This is a genomic window from Proteus sp. fly-1008 (assembly GCF_040140305.1).
GTDB classification, from domain to species: Bacteria; Pseudomonadota; Gammaproteobacteria; order Enterobacterales; family Enterobacteriaceae; genus Proteus; species Proteus vulgaris_B.
On the sequence record NZ_JBEEWH010000005.1, the window covers coordinates 1 to 19,578 of the forward strand.

Consider the following 19,578-nt stretch of genomic DNA (forward strand, 5'->3'; position numbering starts at 1 on the left):
AACCAAACACTGTAATTTTGTGCGTTCTCTTCAATATCTTGATAAAGAGAATCGAGAGAGATCCAGCGATAATTCATCACTTCATCTGGATTACTCAGTGGTAATTCGTCACTAAACCCAAGAAATAGATGATCAAATTCATGTTCTATCAGATCATCTGTCACTTTCTCGTTATACAGAATAGTTCCAATAGATTGCATATCACATTTCATGCCTAATTCTTCATCTAAACGACGATGAATAGCATTTGAAACTAATTCGTTTGGAAGCGGATGACTACAACAAGTGTTTGCCCATAAACCACCAGAGTGATATTTAGATATTGCACGTTGTTGAATAAGTAATTGCTGCTTTGAATTAAAAATAAATATTGAAAAGGCTCTATGTAAGGCGCCTACAATATGAGCTTCAAGCTTTGGCATCGTTCCCAGCTCATTATCATTTTTATCTACGAGAATAACAGCGTCTTCCACAAGAAATCACCTTAATAAAATAATATGTTGTTATAGCGTGAATATAACATGTCTGTATATCAAATAACGATTTACTGTGTTGTCCTTTTTATGGCATCACGTTTGTAATGCCTAGAATAAAAGGAAAAAAGATCTAAGCAGTATAATATTGAACACCAATCTTAATAAGTTCTCGACCTTGTGATTTACGATATTTATTTGTATCTCTTAACGAATAAATACATCCACAATATTCTTGTTGGTAGAACTGTTCTCTCTTACTTATTTCTATCATTCTGGCTGAGCCACCTTTTTTACGCCAATTATAATCCCAATAAACCATATTTGGATAAGGTGCTACGGCTCTTTCCCCACAACTATTTATCTGTTTCATATCTTTCCACCGAGAGATCCCAAGTGAACTTGAAATAACAGAAAAACCATTTTCAGCGGCATAAAGAGCTGTTCTTTCAAAACGCATATCAAAACACATTGTGCATCGGATACCACGTTCAGGTTCTTTTTCCATTCCCTTAGCTCTTTCAAACCAATTGTCAGTATCATAATCGGCATCAACAAAAGGAATATTATGTTTCTTAGCAAAACGGATATTTTCCTCTTTACGAATTAAATACTCTTTTTGAGGATGAATATTGGGGTTGTAAAAAAAGATTGTATATTCAATGCCTGAAGCTTGTAATGCTTCCATGACTTCACCAGAACAAGGGGCACAACAAGAGTGTAATAAGAGTTTATTGGCATTTGCAGGTAATGTCAGTTTTTCTCGTATAAGTGTCATTGATGATCCTAAACTGCGTTATTTTAGTTATAAAACAATGCTTATATTATAGATATAAATACGTAATTAATCTGCTATTTCAAAATTATTTAAAAATAACCATTTGTTTTATATGACTTTAAATAAGGAAATATCAATATATAAGGTAATATCTATCAGAGAGTTTACTAGATTCATATTCTGATGAGAGGTAAGATGAAATACTAATTCTGCTATTGTTTATAGCAAAATCTAAAATAAAGGAATTTAGTTATGTCGTCTATATTACCTCGTTCTGTAACCTCCCCAAAAAAATTCTTTATTGGTAGCCAACTTCTTGCTTCTGTTGGTAAATACGTTAAAGATTTTGGTGATAATGCTTTTATTATTAGTGATGAATTTTTCTTAGAAAAAGTAACTAAAGAAGCACTTCCTTCTCTAAAAGAAAATAAAATTGAAGCGATTGTTGAAAAATTTAATTACGAATGTACTGAAGCTGAAGTTAATCGCCTTGGCCAAATTGCGGTTAAGAATAAAGCTAACGTTATTATTGGTATTGGGGGCGGAAAGACATTAGACGTGTCTAAAGCGGTTGCTTACTATCAACATATTCCTGTTATTTTATTCCCTACAATTGCCTCTACTGACGCACCTTGCACTGCACTTTCTGTGTTATACAAAGAAAATGGTGAATTTGATAAATATTTATTTTTACCACAAAACCCGGATGTTGTTATTGCAGACACGGCGATTATTGCCTCTGCTCCACAACGTTTTTTCTCAGCAGGTGTTGGTGATGCTCTAGCAACTTACTTTGAAGCACGTGCTTGCTATCAAGCAGACGGTTTAAACTTAGTCAATCAACGCCCATCACGTACAGGCCTCGGTTTAGCACAATTATGTTTTGAGATGTTAAGTGAAAACATTGATAAAGCAATGGATGCTATCCGTCATAAAATTACTACACCTGCATTAGAACAAACTATTGAAGCAACAATTTATCTTAGTGGTGTTGGTGCCGAAGCTGGCGGATTAGCCGCTGCTCATGCGGTCAACAATGGTATGTCTGCAGTTGAGTCTTTACATCGCGTTCAACATGGTGAAAAAGTTGTCTTTGGTTTACTAACACAATTAGTATTAGAAAATGCACCACAAGAAGAAATTGATGAAGTGATCCGTATTATTAAAGCGGCAGAATTACCACTGACACTTGAAGATATGGGTATGAAAGAATTCATTGAAAGCGAATGGCGTACCGTGGCGAAAATTGCCTGTGCTGAAGGTGATACCATGGGTAATATGCCAATGAAAGTTACTGAAGACGATGTTTATAATGCAATGATCGCTGCTAACGCATTGGCTCATCGCTATAAATAATTCTTAGCTTGGTAAATGATTATCTTAAAACCCCAAATTGATTTTGGGGTTTTTCTTTAATCTAAGGTTGGATTCATATGAGCAAGATCGAACGGTGTTATCTGATAAACATAGTAATTCAACCAGTTTGCAAACAATAAATGGCCATGACTACGCCAAGAAGCAATAGGTTTTTTACTTGGATCATTATTAGGAAAATAATTTTCTGGTAATTGAGGATCTAGCCCTGCTTTAACATCGCGATGATATTCATCTGCTAGTGTATTGGGATCGTATTCTGGATGCCCAGTTGCAAAGACGACTCTTTTATCTTTTGATGCAAACAAATAAGCGCCTGCTTCTTCTGAAGTCGCAAGGATCTCTAAATCAGTATTATGTTGAATAAAATCGATAGGAAACCCAGCATAACGAGAATGAGGTGCAAAAAAAGTTTCGTCAAATCCGCGAGTTAATAATGAAAGAGGCGAGCAAGTGCTATGACGATATACTCCTGAAATTTTTTGTTCTAGCGTATATTTTGGTAATCCATATAAAATATTTAACCCAGCTTGAGCTGCCCAGCAAATAAAAAGCGTTGAAGTGACATGCTCTTTAGCCCATGTAATAATTTCCTTTATTTCACCCCAATAAGCCACATCTTCAAATTCGACTAATCCTAATGGTGCCCCTGTAACAATAAGACCATCAAAGTTTTGTTCTTTAATTTGGTCAAAATCGCAATAGAAAGTATCGAGATGCTCTACAGGCGTATTTTTAGGGATACGAGAATCAATACGTAATAATTGAATATCAATTTGCAGAGGGCTATTAGAAAGCAACCGCAGAAATTGGTTTTCTGTTTCTATTTTCTTTGGCATTAAATTAAGGATAAGCACTTTTAAAGGGCGAATATCTTGAATACTTGCTCTACTGGATGTCATGACGAAGACATTCTCTTTTTGTAAACAACTGACTGCGGGTAGCTCATCGGGTACTCTAATTGGCATTTCAATAACCTCTAAAAAACATCTAGACATCTAGAAGCCTAAATTTAGCTAATAACTTTTTGAATGTCGAGGTCTTCATGTTGTGTATGAAGAATATTCATATAAGAAAAAGCTATATAGGTAAAATTATCAAGTATGGACATTCTTTTTTTCCTTTCGTTAGCGATCTCTTCTAGATCCCTCGAGTTATTTTTGAAACTTTCATTTTTGTACAATAAAAAAACATTATTGTAATCACATTGTTAAAAAATATTTAAATAAAAATGGAATTCATTTTTGATTTTTGTGAGAACTGCATTAATCTTAATCAGGTGTGTAAACGATTTTAGGGGAATGCAGAATGTCACAATCGTTAATAACAGAAGAATTAAATTTTACGCAATCTTTTGATGAACAGGAAAAAGAGATAATAAATCAAGATGTTAAGTCATTTTTAACTGATTTGGTAAATCACTTTTCAGATAGACGCCATACTTTATTAGCCGAAAGGGATAGCTGGAAACACAGAGTTGATAATGGTGAGCTTCCTGATTTTATTTCGGAATCAGATTCCATTATAAAATCGGAATGGAAAGTCAATCCAATACCTAAAGATCTTCAAGACCGTCGTGTTGAAATAACAGGACCTGTTGATCGCAAAATGGTTATCAATGCATTAAATGCCAATGTAAAAGTCTTTATGGCGGACTTTGAAGATTCCTTGGCTCCTACATGGGACAAAGTGATTGATGGGCAAATCAATTTACGCGATGCCGTTAAAGGTACTATTTCTTATACCAATGAGCAGGGTAAATGCTATCAACTTAAAGCGTCACCGGCAGTATTGATTGCCAGAGTTAGAGGATTACATCTTCCTGAAAAACATGTGTTATGGCAGGGGAAACCTATTTCTGGGGGGTTATTTGATTTTGCATTGTATTTTTATCATAACCACAAAGCGCTGTTAGAAAAAGGAAGTGGGCCATATTTCTACATTCCTAAATTGCAAACATGGCAAGAGGCGAAATGGTGGAGTGATGTTTTTCATTTCACTGAAAAGCGCTTTGGTTTAGCAACAGGAACTATTAAAGCCACGGTATTAATTGAAACCTTACCCGCTGTTTTCCAAATGGAAGAAATTCTTTTCCACATGAAAGAGCATATTGTTGGGCTTAACTGTGGCCGTTGGGATTATATTTTTAGCTATATCAAGACATTAAAAAATTATCCTGATCGTGTATTACCAGATAGACAAGGGATCACGATGACTCAGCCTTTCTTGAGTGCTTATTCTCGTCTGCTTGTTCAAACTTGCCATAAGCGTGGCGCTTTTGCGATGGGTGGAATGTCAGCATTTATTCCAAGTCGAGATCCGGAACAAAACGGCGTCATTTTGAAAAAAGTATTCGATGATAAAGAGCTTGAAGCAACAAATGGCCACGATGGTACTTGGATTGCCCATCCTGGGCTTGCTGAAACCGTATTAGCTGCTTTTGATGCGGTATTGGGATCTCGTTCAAATCAACTCGATGTACAACGTAATGAAAAAATAACGGCAGAAATGTTATTAGCACCTTGTACGGGCGAAAGAACTGAAGAAGGCATGAGAGCTAATATCCGTGTTGCTGTGCAATATATCGAAGCGTGGATCTCTGGTAATGGTTGCGTACCTATCTATGGATTAATGGAAGATGCGGCAACGGCAGAAATATCACGTACTTCTATTTGGCAATGGATACGCCACCAAAAAACGCTGTCTGATGGACAAATTGTGACTAAAGTTCTCTTTCGTAAAATGTTGAAAGAGGAGCTTGAGGTGATACGCCAAGAAATCGGTGATACTCGTTTTGAAGAAGGGCGTTTTAAAGAAGCCGCTTCTTTGATGGATAACATTACAACCCAAGATGAATTAGTCGATTTTCTGACTTTACCGGGTTATCAACTTTTAAATTAAAAAAGATACGTCAAAACGTATTTATAAACTGCAAACATCATCACTACCGTATTTATAGGAGCTGTTTTTATGACTATTAGTAGATCAGAGCAAATCGCCCAATTAGAGAAAGAGTGGGAACAACCTCGATGGAAAGGGATTACTCGTCCTTATAGCGCTGAAGATGTCATTAAATTAAGAGGTTCGGTTAACCCAGAACATACCTTAGCACGACGCGGCGCTCAAAGGCTTTGGTCATCATTAAATGGAAAATCGAAAAAAGGTTATGTGAATGCATTAGGGGCTTTAACCGGTGGGCAAGCTTTGCAACAGGCAAAAGCCGGGTTAGAAGCGGTTTATCTTTCAGGCTGGCAAGTCGCTGCTGATGCTAACACTGCGGCAAGCATGTATCCTGATCAGTCTTTATATCCGGTTGATTCGGTACCTAATGTTGTTCAGCGTATTAATAATACCTTTAGACGAGCAGATCAAATTCAGTGGTCTAACGGTATTGGTCCTCAACATAAAGACTATATTGATTTTTTCCTTCCTATTGTGGCTGATGCGGAAGCTGGTTTTGGTGGCGTATTAAATGCCTTTGAATTAATGAAGGCTATGATTGAAGCTGGGGCTGCGGGGGTTCACTTTGAAGATCAGTTAGCAGCAGTGAAAAAATGCGGTCATATGGGTGGGAAAGTGCTTGTTCCAACTCAAGAAGCTGTACAAAAACTGGTTGCGGCACGTTTAGCCGCTGATGTATCTGATGTACCAACTTTGTTAGTTGCAAGAACAGATGCCGATGCCGCGGATCTCTTAACTTCAGATTGCGATCCTTATGATAGTTCGTTCTTAACAGGAGAACGTACACCTGAAGGTTTCTTCTGTACCCATGCGGGTATTGATCAAGCCATTAGCCGTGGCCTTGCTTATGCGCCTTATGCCGATTTGGTGTGGTGTGAAACATCTCTCCCTGATCTGAAAATGGCGGCTAAGTTTGCTGAAGCTATTCACGATAAATATCCAGGGAAAATGTTGGCTTATAACTGTTCTCCTTCCTTTAACTGGAAAAAGAATCTTGATGATCGCACGATTGCGCATTTCCAAGATGAGCTTTCTGCAATGGGATATAAATTCCAGTTTATTACTTTAGCGGGTATTCATAGCATGTGGTTCAACATGTTTGATTTGGCACATGACTACGCTAAAGGCGAAGGTATGAAGCATTACGTTGAAAAAGTACAAGAAAAAGAATTTGCTGCACTTAATCAAGGCTATACCTTCTCATCACATCAACAAGAAGTGGGAACAGGATATTTTGATAAAGTCACGACGATTATTCAAGGTGGTATGTCTTCTGTAACGGCACTAACAGGCTCAACAGAAGAGCAGCAATTCTAAAGTTTAAAAATATTATTATCTATTTTTGTGGTGATAATTCAGGAGCAGGATGCTCCTCTTTTTCGTGAGGTTGTGAATGACGCCAGAAGATTTGATTGCTCAAACAATTTTACAGGGTTTTGATGCTCAATATGGTCGTTTTCTTGAGATAACGTCAGGAGCTCAATATCGTTTTGAACAAGCAGATTGGCATAGTACTCAACTGGCGATGAAAGAGCGCATCCGTTTATATGATAATCATGTTGGATTAGTGGTTGAACAACTCAGATGTATTCGTCACGACATTGATAAAGAAAGCCTTTTTTTACAAAAAGTAAAAGAAAAATATACATTATTACTCCCCAATTACCCTCGATTTGAGATTGCAGAAAGCTTTTTTAATTCTGTCTATTGTCGTCTGTTTCACCATCGTGAATTGAATAAAAAAAATCTTTTTGTTTTTTCATCACAACCTGCTTATCGCTTTACACAAGCACCTCGACCATTATCAAAGCAGTTTGTTATTCAAAGTGATTTACCGACATTATTGCAAGATATTTTATCGCGCTTACCTTTACGGTTGCCGTGGCAAAATAAGCAACGAGATATTAATTCAATCTGTAATGTGCTAAACGCCCAGTTTTCTGCTTTGCAGTTACGTAATGCGGAATTTCATATTGCAAATGAACTCTTTTATCGCAATAAAGCTGCTTGGCTAATAGGTAAAATTGTTATTGGTAATCAATATATTCCGTTTCTATTACCTATTCATAATATTGAACAACAATTATTGATTGATACTTGTTTGATAACCGCAGATGAGGCCAGCATTGTCTTTGGTTTTGCCCGTTCTTATTTTATGGTTTATGCGCCATTTCCTGCGGCATTAGTTGCATGGTTAAGAGATATATTACCGGGGAAATCTATCGCTGAGCTTTATATGTCTATTGGATGTCAAAAGCACGGTAAAACAGAATACTACCGCGAATACCTTGCTTTTATGAATTTTTCATCGGAGCAATTTATCGAAGCACCTGGAGTAAAAGGTATGGTGATGTTGGTATTTACATTACCGACGTATGATCGCGTTTTTAAAGTGATCAAAGATAAATTTGCGCCACAAAAAACGATCACCTCTGAGCGCGTAAAAGAGTGCTATCAATTAGTTAAAGAGCACGATCGTGTTGGACGAATGGCAGATACTCAAGAATTTGAGAATTTTGTGGTCGATAAAAAAAGAATTAGCCCTGAGCTAATGGCTGTCTTTGAACAGGAGATCCCAAATAAATTGGAAGATCTAGGCGATAAACTACTGATCCGCCATCTTTATATGGAACGCAGAATGACACCTCTTAATATCTATATGGCACAATGTAATGATAATCAACTCAAGGCTGTCGTCGAAGACTACGGGCAAGCATTAAAAGAGCTTATTGCTGCAAACATTTTTCCGGGTGACATGTTATTTAAAAACTTTGGAGTGACTCGCCATCATCGTGTTATTTTTTATGATTATGATGAAATTAGTTATATGACAGATATGAATTTTCGGGCGATCCCTCCGGCCCGCTATCCTGAAGACGAATTAGCCAGTGAACCTTGGTATAGCGTTGCGCTTAATGATGTTTTTCCCGAAGAATTTCGTTATTTCTTATGCAGCGATAAGCAAGTTTGTCATTATTTTGAGGCTCAACATCGTGATCTTTTATCACCAGAATATTGGCAACAACAACAGCAAAGAATTAAAGAAGGGTATATTGAAGATGTTTACGCTTATTCTCAAACTAAGCGATTTGCTTATCGTGATCCGTCAGGATAAAAAGGTTAAAACAAAGATAGGCATAAAGGGGATACCTATCTTTATTGGGCTAACTATATTTTATTGCAAAAATTAGCACTGAGCACCAGCAACAGCTTCTCTAGCTAATTCAGTAATACGCTGAAAATCACCTGCTTTAACCGCATCATTAGGGACTAACCAAGAGCCACCAATACAAAGTACACTTTCTAGCGCTAGGTAATTACGGTAATTATCTGGTGATATGCCTCCGGTTGGACAGAAGCGAACTTTTGAGAATGGTCCTGCAATCGCTTTTAATGCCTTAACACCCCCGTTGGCTTCAGCAGGGAAAAACTTAAATTCATTTAAGCCATAACTCATACCTAGCATTAGCTCAGAAACTGTTGAAATACCCGGAATTAAAGGGATCGTTCCAGCTACAGCTGCTTTGAGTAGCGCTTCTGTTAACCCTGGGCTAATAGCAAATTGAGCACCTGCTTCAGTAACTTGTGCTAACTGTTGCGGATTAATCACGGTCCCTGCACCTACAATGGCTTCTGGGACTTCTTTCGCAATACGGCGAATAGCTTCAATAGCGCAATCAGTACGTAATGTGACTTCTAAAACTTTTACGCCACCTGCAACTAATGCTTTGGCAACAGGTACAGCTTCATCAATATGATTAATAACAATAACAGGAACAACTGGCCCTGATTTTAGTACAGACTCTGCACTTGTATTCCAATGATTCATCATTTGTATTTCCTAATTAGAAAATGGTGAGCAAATGAATTAAATCTGCTCCTCGTTAGGCATTAAAACTTGTTGGTATTAAAAATCGATACAACAAGCACCTTGTTCAGCTCCGGATAAATGACGACGCAAATTCACAAACAGTTCACGGCCACAGCCTATATTGTTCGTACTTAAATCAGGCATTTTATCTTGGCGAGCATTGAGTGTTTGTTCATCAACAAGGAGTGTTAACTCACCTGTTTTACCATTAACACGAATGATATCACCATCGTGCACTTTGGATAATAAACCACCATTAATGGCTTCAGGAGTGACGTGAATTGCAGCGGGTACTTTACCAGATGCGCCTGAAAGTCGGCCATCGGTAACTAATGCTACTTTGTAGCCTTTATCCATTAGTACCCCTAATGGTGGCATTAATTTATGTAATTCTGGCATACCGTTGGCTTGTGGCCCTTGATAACGCACAACCACAACACAATCTTTATTTAGCTCACCAGCTTCAAATTTAGCGGCAATATCATGTTGGCTATTAAACACCACAGCTGGGGCTTCAATAATTTTATTTTCATCAGGTACGGCAGAAGTTTTCATTACAGCTCTGCCTAAATTACCTTGCATCACTTGTGTACCACCATGTGATGAAAATGGTGTATTGATATCAGCAATGACGTCTTTATCTAAAGAGCTTATCGTACCCTCGCGCCAATCAAGTTTGCCCTCATTTAGCCAAGGTTCTAAGGTATAACGCTCAATGCCAAATCCTGCAACAGTATTGACATCACGGTGAATTAAGCCTTTCTTCAGTAGTTCACGAATAATTAGTGCGATACCACCTGCCGCTTGAAACTGGTTGATATCGGCAGGGCCATTAGGATAAATACGAGCAATAAGTGGTACAACTTGCGAAAGTTCAGAGAAATCATCCCAATTAATGATAATGCCGGCCGCGCGTGCCATTGCAACTAAGTGCATTGTTAGATTGGTTGATCCTCCGGTTGTTAATAGAGCAATAATGCCGTTTACAATTACCTTCTCGTCAACTAATTGACCGATAGGGAGGTAATTACCTGAGTTTTCAGTAAGACGTACTATTTGGCTAGCAGCTGCATCAGTCAATGCGTCACGCAATGGTGTATCTGGATGAACAAAAGAAGCGCCGGGTAAATGTAACCCCATCATTTCCATGACCATCTGATTTGAGTTCGCTGTACCGTAAAAAGTGCATGTGCCAATGCTATGGTAAGACGCAGCTTCGGCTTCTAACAAAGCATGACGATCCACTTTACCTTCAGCATAAAGCTGGCGAATTCGCACTTTTTCTTTATTTGGTAAACCACTCGTCATAGGACCCGCTGGAACAAAAATAGCAGGAAGATGACCAAAAGAGAGCGCAGCCATCGTCAGTCCAGGAACAATTTTATCGCAGATCCCTAAATAGAGTGCACCATCAAACATATTATGGGATAAACCGACAGCTGCTGACATCGCAATCACATCACGACTCAGGAGTGATAATTCCATCCCATCTTGACCTTGAGTTACACCATCACACATAGCAGGAACGCCTCCTGCAACTTGCCCCACGGCACCAACAGCATGCAATGCCTTTTTAATTTTTTGAGGATAATTTTCATACGGCTGATGAGCTGACAACATATCATTGTAAGCAGTGATAATGGCAATATCATTATGAACCATATTTTTCAGGCGATTTTTATCGTCAGCCTGACAAGCAGCAAAACCATGAGCTAAATTACCGCAGGCCAATTGAGCGCGATGTACTGTTTGGCTTTTTGCGGCTTCGATTTTTTTCAGATAAGCACGACGAGTCAATTGTGAGCGAGCAATAATGCGCTCTGTTACCTGTTTTACAGTCTCGTTAAGCGGAACAAAGTCGTTCTGAATTGGATCATGGTTTTTAGGGTTCATAATGATGCTTCCTTTATTCACACAGGGTGATGAGCGTTACTATTGGCTATGAAAAGAGAGTATTTGAATTTAGCTATAGTATTTGTTACCGGTAACATTGTTACGGGTAACAAGAAGAGTTGCAATACTCTTAATGCGTCTTAAACAACATCTGTGATCAACATCAATTTTTTTAGGTGATAAATAACAGTTTTTTAATATTTAACGAATATAAAGCCGAAACGCTGTCTTTTTAAAAAGCTGAATCGGTTTAATTATGGAGTTCCTTCCTCATTGTTTGGTAATGAGGAAGGTGAAAGATAGGATCAGCTTTTTACACCACCGTATTCACGGCTAATTTGTTTTGCAGCCTTGATAACCATAGCGCCTAATTCAGTGATACGTGAATCAGTCATTCTAGAAACAGGGCCTGAAAGTGAAATTGCAGCAAAAGGCTGGTGGTGTTCATCATAAATACAAGCACCAATACAGCGTAAGCCTAAAGCATGCTCCTCGTCATCGAAAGAAAAGCCTTGTTTACGGGCTTGCTCCAAATTTTCTTTTAAAGAAGAAGGGAGTGTTTTGGTGTGAGGTGTATAGGCCATTAAGCCTTTTTTCTGAAGTAGCGGTAGCAATTTATTTTCTGGTAACGTTGAAAGAAATGCTTTACCGGCACCTGATGCATGCATCGGTAATTTACCACCAATAGGCGCCGACATTCTCATTAGTGCATTACATTGCACTTGATCGACAATCACGGCATCAAATTCAATTTGGTCAAGGATCGCCAGATTGACGGTTTCACCAGAATCTTCCATCAACTGACGCAAAATAGGATGCACCATTACTAAAAGATTACGAGTTTGCAGAAAGCTACTGCCAACAATAAAAGCGTGCGTACCAACAACCCACAAGCCTAAATCTCCAACTTGACGGACAAAACCATGTTGCTGAAGTGTAGTGAGTAAGCGGTGTGTTGTGGAATTAGGCAACCCAGCTTGAAAGGCGAGATCTGTTAAGGCGATACCACCAGGAGATTCGGAAATATATTCCAATAATGTTAGCCCACGACTTAATGACTGAACAGGGCCTCCTTGTGCGGTACTTTGAGTGGCAGTTGTTTTCGTCTTACGCACTTTTTTATTTGTAGGGGAAACTGTCATGCATACACTCCAGAAATGCTATCCATATTAATATCTATTATGAACTATCTCGCATAATAAAACTCCTCCGATCACTGCATTTTTCAAAACAAAGTGTGTGATAAGAAATATTTATTAAAAGCATTTATCACTGAGTGAAAATCTCTCATCTTCGTCTTCGAAATCTTTATAAAAAGATATGGTAGGATAAAAAAACAACGAAAGAAAAATAAAGAAATAAGAATAAAAACATTCTCGGTTAAGAGGAAACAACGTGGCAAACATAAAACAACAACTGGTGGAAGCATTAGAAAAACGTATCTTAGTACTCGATGGCGCAATGGGTACAATGATCCAGCAATACCAACTAACAGAAGCTGATTATCGAGGTGGGCGTTTTACTAATTGGGGTTGTGATGTTAAAGGAAATAATGATCTTTTAGTGTTAACACAACCTCAGATTATTGCAGATATACATGATGCCTACTTTCAAGCGGGTGCTGATATTGTTGAAACCAACACTTTTAACTCAACCTCCATTGCGATGGCTGATTATCAGATGGAGTCGCTCTGTTTTGAGTTGAATGAAGAAGCCGCAAAATTAGCGAAAACCTGTGCAGATAAATGGAGTGCCTTAACACCCGATAAACCGCGTTATGTTGCTGGTGTTTTAGGACCAACAAATAGAACGGCGTCCATATCTCCTGATGTTAATGATCCTGCATTTCGTAATGTTTCATTTGATAAGCTGGTGGATGCTTATCGAGAAGCGATTCGAGGATTAATTAAAGGCGGCGTCGATTTAATTATGGTTGAAACTATTTTCGACACATTAAATGCGAAAGCAGCTATTTTTGCGATTAAATGTGAATTTGAAGCGCTGAATATTGAATTACCTGTGATGATCTCTGGCACTATTACAGATGCCTCAGGAAGAACTTTAACGGGTCAAACAACAGAAGCGTTCTACCACTCTTTGCGCCATGCTGATGCACTCTCATTTGGCTTAAACTGTGCATTAGGCCCTAAAGAATTACGCCAATATATTCAAACACTTTCGCAAATTTCTGAGACCTATGTCAGCGCTCACCCTAATGCGGGTTTACCTAACGCATTTGGAGGTTATGACTTAGATGCTCAAGAAATGGCTGAGCAAATTAAAGAGTGGGCGCAAGCTGGTTTTCTTAATATTGTGGGGGGATGTTGTGGAACAACACCTGCACATATTCTTGCAATTTCACAAGCAGTAGAAGGTATTGCGCCAAGAGTATTACCGCCCCTTAAGAAAGCGTGTCGTCTTTCAGGTTTAGAGCCTTTAGTGATTGATGAGAATTCACTATTTGTGAATGTGGGGGAGCGAACTAACGTAACAGGTTCTGCTAAATTTAAGCGATTGATAAAAGAAGGTAATTATCAAGAAGCCTTAGATGTTGCACGTCAACAAGTTGAAAACGGTGCTCAAATTATTGATATCAACATGGATGAAGGTATGCTCGATGCGGTTGAAGCCATGACACGTTTTCTCAATCTTATTGCTGGTGAACCTGATATTGCTAAAGTCCCTGTAATGATTGACTCTTCCAAATGGGAAGTCATTGAAGAAGGTTTGAAATGTATTCAAGGCAAAGGAATTGTTAACTCGATTTCTATGAAAGAGGGAGAAATTCCTTTTCTTGAACATGCTAAATTAGTGCGTAAATATGGTGCCGCTGTCGTTGTTATGGCATTTGATGAAGTGGGCCAAGCGGATACTCGAGAGCGTAAAATCGAAATTTGTCGTCGAGCTTATCAACTATTAACAGAACAAGCAGGTTTTCCACCAGAAGATATTATTTTCGATCCTAATATTTTTGCTGTCGCTACAGGGATTGCAGAACATAATAATTATGCTGTTGATTTCATTGAAGTCTGTGCCGATATTAAATCTCAACTCCCATATGCCTTAATTTCTGGCGGTGTTTCTAATGTTTCATTCTCATTTCGGGGTAACGATCCTGTTCGTGAAGCTATTCACTCTGTTTTTCTTTATTACGCCGTAAAAAATGGTATGGATATGGGGATTGTGAATGCAGGGCAACTTGCTATTTACGACTCATTACCTGATGAACTACGTAACGCTGTAGAAGACGTTATTTTAAATCGCCATGAAGAAAGCACAGATAATCTATTAGCATTGGCAGAGCGTTATCGTGGAACGAAAAGCGATGAACAAAACCATCAACTTGCTGAATGGCGACAATGGGATGTAGAGAAACGTCTAGAGTACGCTTTAGTTAAAGGGATCACCGAATTTATTGTTGAAGATACAGAAGCTTGTCGTCAACAAGTATCAAGCCCAATTGAAGTTATTGAAGGGCCACTGATGAATGGTATGAATACAGTGGGTGATTTGTTTGGCGAAGGGAAGATGTTTTTACCTCAAGTTGTGAAATCAGCAAGGGTGATGAAACAAGCGGTTGCTTATCTTGAACCCTATATTCAAGCAACAAAACAAGCAGGTACTTCCGCAGGTAAAATTTTACTCGCTACCGTAAAAGGGGATGTTCACGATATTGGTAAAAATATTGTGGGTGTTGTTTTGCAGTGTAATAACTATGAGATTATCGATCTGGGGGTGATGGTACCTTGCGATAAGATCCTGCAAACGGCGATTGATGAAAAAGTTGATATTATTGGTCTTTCAGGTCTGATTACCCCATCACTTGATGAAATGGTGAATGTGGCGAAAGAGATGGAAAGGAGAGGTTTCTCGTTGCCATTAATGATTGGTGGTGCAACAACATCTAAAGCCCATACTGCCGTAAAAATAGAGCCAAATTATAGCCACCCTACTGTTTATGTGCAGAATGCATCACGTACGGTAGGTGTTGTCGCAGCGCTGTTATCTGAAACTCAAAAAGCTGATTTTGTTGCAAAAACACGGCGTGAATATGAAGTAGTGCGCCAACAATACGCTAGAAAAAAACCACGTACACCGCCAGTCTCTTTAGACATTGCACGATCCAATGCACTTAAAATTGATTGGCAAAATTACACGCCCCCAAAACCGAATCAACTTGGTGTGCAAGAAATTACTGCAAGTATTGATGTGTTGCGTGAATATATCGACTGGACGCCTTTCTTTATGACATGGTCTTTAGCAGGAAAATATCCGCGTATTTTAGAAGATGATGTGGTGGGTGAAGAGGCGAAACGGGTATTTGCTGATGCGAACGCGATGCTGGATAAGCTAAGTCATGAAAACTTACTCACACCTAAAGGTATTATGGGGATCTTCCCTGCTAATCGTCTGGGTGATGATATTGTTATTTATCAAGATGAAAGCCGGCAGCATGAATTATTGTACAGTTGCCATTTACGTCAGCAAACAGAGAAAAAAGAGTTTCCTAACTACTGTTTAGCAGATTTTATTGCTCCCATAGAAAGCGGTGTTCCTGACTATTTTGGTGCTTTTGCTGTAACAGGAGGGTTAGAGGAAGACACGCTCGCCAATGCTTATGATAATGCCCATGATGATTACAATAAAATTATGGTGAAAGCACTATCGGATCGTCTTGCTGAAGCATTTGCGGAATACCTTCACCAACAAGTGAGAACAAAAATTTGGGGTTATAGCCCTAATGAAAACCTCTCTAATGACGAACTTATTCGAGAAAAATATCAAGGAACAAGACCTGCACCGGGGTACCCTGCTTGTCCTGAACACACAGAAAAAGCAAAAATTTGGCAATTACTTGATGTTGAAAATCGCATTGGGATGAAACTAACTGATGCGTATGCTATGTGGCCCGGTGCTTCAGTGTCGGGTTGGTATTTTAGCCACCCTGACAGTAAATATTTCGCCGTTGCTCAAATTCAAAAAGATCAGGTTGAAGATTATGCAAAACGCCGAAGAATGAGTGTCAGTGAAGTTGAACGTTGGTTAGCGCCTAATTTAGGGTATGACTCTTAGTTTATTTTTATTTTCAGATCTCAATAATGCAATAAATAACAAGGGGATAGTAATATCCCCTTGTTATTTTCTCTAGCAGTTCCCATTAAAGGTGTTTAAGCTGAGAACTTGTATCAGAAAAAAAGGACATAACGATGAGTTATACTTTGTATCTTCAGAAAACTCCGCCCGCTGGCACTGAAATCCCCTTCCCTTCTTTAGTGAAAGGGGGCTATCCATTAAATGAAGTGTTAATTAATGCTTTTTTAAATCTGATGCAATTAACCGGAAGTTTAGATACAGAGGCAATTTTAGACGAAAAAGCATTTGATAAAATTTGGCTGAAAGCCGAAATGACACCGGCACGGATCGAAGAAGTGGGCGATTATATTTATCATCAAATTCCTACTACTCCAGAACCTGTTAAAGAAGAAATAGAATTATTTAAACAGGCTATGAAAGAAGAAGAGGCGCTATTAGCAAAAGAAAGTGAGAAAGACGGTAATATTCCTATCCATAAATTTGCTACTAATGATGGTTGGATAGTGACGCCAAAAGAGTGCGAAATAATTGCTGCTACACTTACCGCTAAATTACTAGAAGATAACCGAGTTTTTGTTGAAAAAATCGCAAAAATGTCACATCTTGCACATCGTTCTTTAGAAATCGCTTTAATTGATTTTGGTAAATTTAATCAATTTGCAAAAAAATATGGTGGTTATCGGGTTTATTAAATTATTAAAAAATAGGCTTCTAAAAAGAAGCCTATTAGAAAACTTTAGTTTGGATTTATTTAAAAGATTAATTAATTTGTAAGCTCACTTCTTTTAATTTATCTAGATGATAGTTTAGCATATTTAAAATTTTATCATCAGGTAATTTAAAATGGTGATCGCTAAGTATTCCTAATTCTTTTTCATATCTGTGAGTAATACCATTTATTATTTCAATAAATTTATTTAGATTTTTATTATATTCTTGAAGTTCTTTTATATATTGTCTGAGTTCAGTAGGATCTGTTAAATCTTCATTGTTAATTTCATGGTTGTTTATTTTATCGATAATTTTGGATTTGTATTTGTTATATTCATATATTTTTTCAGGGATGTTTTTATCATTAGTGTTTTCAATTTCTTTTGTTATTTCCTGAAAGCATTGATAATGTACATCAATGAGTTCTTTTATTTTCTCGTTGGGTCCTTTTATTTTATTAAATAGCTCTTCTTTAATTTTTAAAAGAGTTTCTTTTTTACTTGCTTCACTTTCTTGACTTATTTTTTTTATATTCTCTTTTTCAATTTTACTTAATATTTTGTTGTATTGTCCTATTGAGAAAATATCTTTATGCTTACACATATTATTTATTTTTATTATTGATTCAATACATTGTTGATCTAATAAAGAACTATCTTTTATATCATTAGAAGAAGTCTTATTTAACTCAATATTTTTTAAAATAGAGAGTGTGCTTTTCTCTACTGTTGTATAAATTTGATTAGAGTTTTCGACCGAGGAAAGCTGATTTTTTATTTTTTTTAAAGTATTATCTGCGTTAGAGCATGTTACTTTTTCTGCGTTATTTTTTATAATACTGCAAAGATTATCATAAATTTTCATTTTTTATTACTCCATTAATAAAGTTAGATTTTGATTCTAATTATTATTAAATGAAGTTCTTTAAAGCTTACACCTTTTCAGAAATAAAGGTTGAAAATTGAGAGAGGTAAAAAGTTTATCTTTCTCAATTTTCAATGTGAATTTGCTAAAACAAAGTATCATGCAATTTACGTACAATATTATCCGCATCTTTGCCATCAACTAATAAACATAAATTATGAGTACTTGCACCGTGGCTAATCATACGAATATTGTAATCTTCTAATGTGCCGAAAATCTTAATACCTAAACCATTTACCTGTGAAAGTGAATTACCAATCACGGCAACCAATGCCAGATCATCTTCTACTTCAACACGGCATAATGCAGAAAGCTCGGTTAATAATGCATTGGTTAATAAGCTACCTGATGAATTTGTTGTACCCGTTGTATCAAGGGTTAAAGCAATACTGACTTCTGATGTTGTTATCACATCAACCGAAATATGGTGGCGCGATAAAATGGTAAAAATTTCAGCCAAGAATCCACGCGCATGAAGCATTTTTAGACTATGTAATGTGAGTAATGTTTGCTTTCTACGTAGTGCAATTGCGCGGAATACAGGTGGGTTTTCTGTTTGAGCGCAAACTAAAGTACCGCCTTCTTCAGGGGCTTTGCTTGAGCCTACAAAAACTGGAATACCACTACGAACGGCAGGTAATAATGTAGCGGGGTGCAAAATTTTAGCCCCAAAAGTAGCCATTTCTGCTGCTTCATCAAAGGCGATTTGATCAATGCGATGTGCCTCTGGCACTATTCTTGGGTCAGTGCTGTAAATACCTGGTACATCGGTCCAGATATCCACACGAGACATTCCAAGTGCTTCACCAATCAATGCAGCTGTATAGTCGCTACCACCACGACCTAGAGTTGTTGTTCTACCTTTTGGTTCTTGACCAATAAAACCTTGTGTAACAATAACAGTTTCATCTAGACGAGGCTGAATAAGGTTTTGTGTGAGTTCAGTCAATTGCCCCATATCTGGCTCAGCGTGACAAAATAGATCGTTCGTTTTCATCACTTTTCTGACATCAAACCAATCTGCTTGTATGCCTTTTTCACGCAGTAACTCAACAAAAAGTAAGGTTGACATTAATTCGCCATGACTTACAAGTTCGTCTGTTAATGCATCAGAAGTCGCTAATGCTGCCGCTTCAGAGAGCATTTCAATATTTTCAAGCAGGCGGTTTATTTCTTGGGAAATAATTTCTGGCTGAGAGAGTTGATTGATAATCGCATACTCAATATCGCGAACTTGTGAAAGTAAAGCTTCTCGTTGTGAGGGTTCAGTTCCTGCTGCAAGTTCAATCAGTAGATTAGTGATCCCAGCAGATGCGGAAAGGATGACGACACGAACTGACTTTTGTTTCAGGATAATATCTGCACATTTTTCCATTGCTGAATAGTTAGCAACACTAGTGCCACCAAATTTAGCAATAGTGTATGGTGATGATGAAGATGAAGGCGTAGCAGTATTATCAGTCATTGTCGTATTCCTTTAGGCAAAAATGAGATGTTGG

The 19,578-nt window shown here is 37.8% G+C and carries 14 protein-coding genes; 6 read left to right on the plus strand and 8 right to left on the minus strand.

What is annotated here, in order from left to right; all coding sequences use genetic code 11:
- On the minus strand, nucleotides 1-473 hold a 473-nt coding region (idi, locus tag ABN256_RS10055), incomplete at its 3' end, for an isopentenyl-diphosphate Delta-isomerase (protein WP_349439444.1).
- Nucleotides 474-606: 133 nt separating this feature from the next.
- Nucleotides 607-1,251, minus strand: a complete 645-nt coding sequence (locus ABN256_RS10060) for an epoxyqueuosine reductase QueH (RefSeq protein WP_349439445.1) — start codon at nucleotides 1,249-1,251, stop codon at nucleotides 607-609.
- Nucleotides 1,252-1,503: 252 nt separating this feature from the next.
- Between ABN256_RS10060 and ABN256_RS10065 the strand changes: the two genes are divergently transcribed.
- Entirely contained in the window at nucleotides 1,504-2,607 is a 1,104-nt protein-coding gene (locus ABN256_RS10065; protein ID WP_072070947.1) for a glycerol dehydrogenase, read from the plus strand.
- Between the two features lie 56 nt (nucleotides 2,608-2,663).
- Here the strand turns inward: ABN256_RS10065 and metA are convergent, their stop codons facing one another.
- Nucleotides 2,664-3,593, minus strand: coding sequence for a homoserine O-acetyltransferase MetA (gene metA, locus ABN256_RS10070; protein ID WP_072070953.1), 930 nt, complete (start codon nucleotides 3,591-3,593; stop codon nucleotides 2,664-2,666).
- 340 nt (nucleotides 3,594-3,933) lie between these two features.
- Between metA and aceB the strand changes: the two genes are divergently transcribed.
- The 3 genes from aceB (at nucleotide 3,934) to aceK (ending at nucleotide 8,701) form a co-directional block, all read left to right on the plus strand.
- The gene (aceB, locus tag ABN256_RS10075) at nucleotides 3,934-5,526 is read left to right on the plus strand and encodes a malate synthase A (protein ID WP_349439446.1); all 1,593 of its coding nucleotides are present in this window, start codon (nucleotides 3,934-3,936) and stop codon (nucleotides 5,524-5,526) included.
- Between the two features lie 69 nt (nucleotides 5,527-5,595).
- On the plus strand, nucleotides 5,596-6,903 hold the full coding sequence (gene aceA / locus ABN256_RS10080) for an isocitrate lyase (RefSeq protein ID WP_072065199.1): 1,308 nt from the start codon (nucleotides 5,596-5,598) through the stop codon (nucleotides 6,901-6,903).
- 76 nt (nucleotides 6,904-6,979) lie between these two features.
- Entirely contained in the window at nucleotides 6,980-8,701 is a 1,722-nt protein-coding gene (aceK, locus tag ABN256_RS10085) for a bifunctional isocitrate dehydrogenase kinase/phosphatase (RefSeq protein ID WP_349439447.1), read from the plus strand.
- 72 nt (nucleotides 8,702-8,773) lie between these two features.
- On the opposite strand, the gene ABN256_RS10090 is transcribed toward aceK, so the two are convergent.
- From ABN256_RS10090 to iclR, 3 genes are all read right to left on the minus strand, one after another.
- Nucleotides 8,774-9,415 carry a bifunctional 4-hydroxy-2-oxoglutarate aldolase/2-dehydro-3-deoxy-phosphogluconate aldolase gene (locus ABN256_RS10090; protein ID WP_197269992.1) on the minus strand — a complete coding sequence of 214 codons (642 nt, stop codon included), beginning with the start codon at nucleotides 9,413-9,415 and terminating at the stop codon, nucleotides 8,774-8,776.
- Between the two features lie 78 nt (nucleotides 9,416-9,493).
- Nucleotides 9,494-11,350: a phosphogluconate dehydratase gene (edd, locus tag ABN256_RS10095; protein WP_340894139.1), complete on the minus strand. Its 1,857-nt coding sequence runs from the start codon at nucleotides 11,348-11,350 to the stop codon at nucleotides 9,494-9,496.
- Between the two features lie 305 nt (nucleotides 11,351-11,655).
- Nucleotides 11,656-12,492 (minus strand): glyoxylate bypass operon transcriptional repressor IclR, encoded by an 837-nt coding sequence (gene iclR / locus ABN256_RS10100; protein WP_072070943.1) that lies wholly within the window; start codon nucleotides 12,490-12,492, stop codon nucleotides 11,656-11,658.
- A 253-nt stretch (nucleotides 12,493-12,745) separates the two neighbouring features.
- Here iclR and metH point away from each other — a divergent pair, with 253 nt between their 5' ends.
- Together metH and ABN256_RS10110 are read left to right on the plus strand one after the other, a co-directional pair.
- Nucleotides 12,746-16,423 (plus strand): methionine synthase, encoded by a 3,678-nt coding sequence (gene metH / locus ABN256_RS10105; protein ID WP_340894136.1) that lies wholly within the window; start codon nucleotides 12,746-12,748, stop codon nucleotides 16,421-16,423.
- Between the two features lie 134 nt (nucleotides 16,424-16,557).
- Nucleotides 16,558-17,136, plus strand: coding sequence for a hypothetical protein (locus ABN256_RS10110; protein ID WP_231619351.1), 579 nt, complete (start codon nucleotides 16,558-16,560; stop codon nucleotides 17,134-17,136).
- 67 nt (nucleotides 17,137-17,203) lie between these two features.
- On the opposite strand, the gene ABN256_RS10115 is transcribed toward ABN256_RS10110, so the two are convergent.
- A complete protein-coding gene (locus ABN256_RS10115; protein ID WP_196554573.1) occupies nucleotides 17,204-18,019 on the minus strand; it encodes a hypothetical protein in 816 nt (271 codons plus the stop codon).
- 145 nt (nucleotides 18,020-18,164) lie between these two features.
- On the minus strand, nucleotides 18,165-19,544 hold the full coding sequence (gene lysC / locus ABN256_RS10120; RefSeq protein WP_196554572.1) for a lysine-sensitive aspartokinase 3: 1,380 nt from the start codon (nucleotides 19,542-19,544) through the stop codon (nucleotides 18,165-18,167).
- Nucleotides 19,545-19,578: the final 34 nt, after the last annotated feature.

Bases quoted from the DNA above. Each gene is read 5' to 3' on its own strand.
- edd (WP_340894139.1), bottom strand. From the start codon at position 11,350: ATGAACCCTAAAAACCATGATCCAATTCAGAACGACTTTGTTCCGCTT.
- ABN256_RS10065 (WP_072070947.1), top strand. From the start codon at position 1,504: ATGTCGTCTATATTACCTCGTTCTGTAACCTCCCCAAAAAAATTCTTT.
- ABN256_RS10090 (WP_197269992.1), bottom strand. From the start codon at position 9,415: ATGAATCATTGGAATACAAGTGCAGAGTCTGTACTAAAATCAGGGCCA.
- lysC (WP_196554572.1), bottom strand. From the start codon at position 19,544: ATGACTGATAATACTGCTACGCCTTCATCTTCATCATCACCATACACT.
- aceA (WP_072065199.1), top strand. From the start codon at position 5,596: ATGACTATTAGTAGATCAGAGCAAATCGCCCAATTAGAGAAAGAGTGG.
- aceB (WP_349439446.1), top strand. From the start codon at position 3,934: ATGTCACAATCGTTAATAACAGAAGAATTAAATTTTACGCAATCTTTT.
- ABN256_RS10115 (WP_196554573.1), bottom strand. From the start codon at position 18,019: ATGAAAATTTATGATAATCTTTGCAGTATTATAAAAAATAACGCAGAA.
- ABN256_RS10110 (WP_231619351.1), top strand. From the start codon at position 16,558: ATGAGTTATACTTTGTATCTTCAGAAAACTCCGCCCGCTGGCACTGAA.
- ABN256_RS10060 (WP_349439445.1), bottom strand. From the start codon at position 1,251: ATGACACTTATACGAGAAAAACTGACATTACCTGCAAATGCCAATAAA.
- aceK (WP_349439447.1), top strand. From the start codon at position 6,980: ATGACGCCAGAAGATTTGATTGCTCAAACAATTTTACAGGGTTTTGAT.
- metA (WP_072070953.1), bottom strand. From the start codon at position 3,593: ATGCCAATTAGAGTACCCGATGAGCTACCCGCAGTCAGTTGTTTACAA.
- iclR (WP_072070943.1), bottom strand. From the start codon at position 12,492: ATGACAGTTTCCCCTACAAATAAAAAAGTGCGTAAGACGAAAACAACT.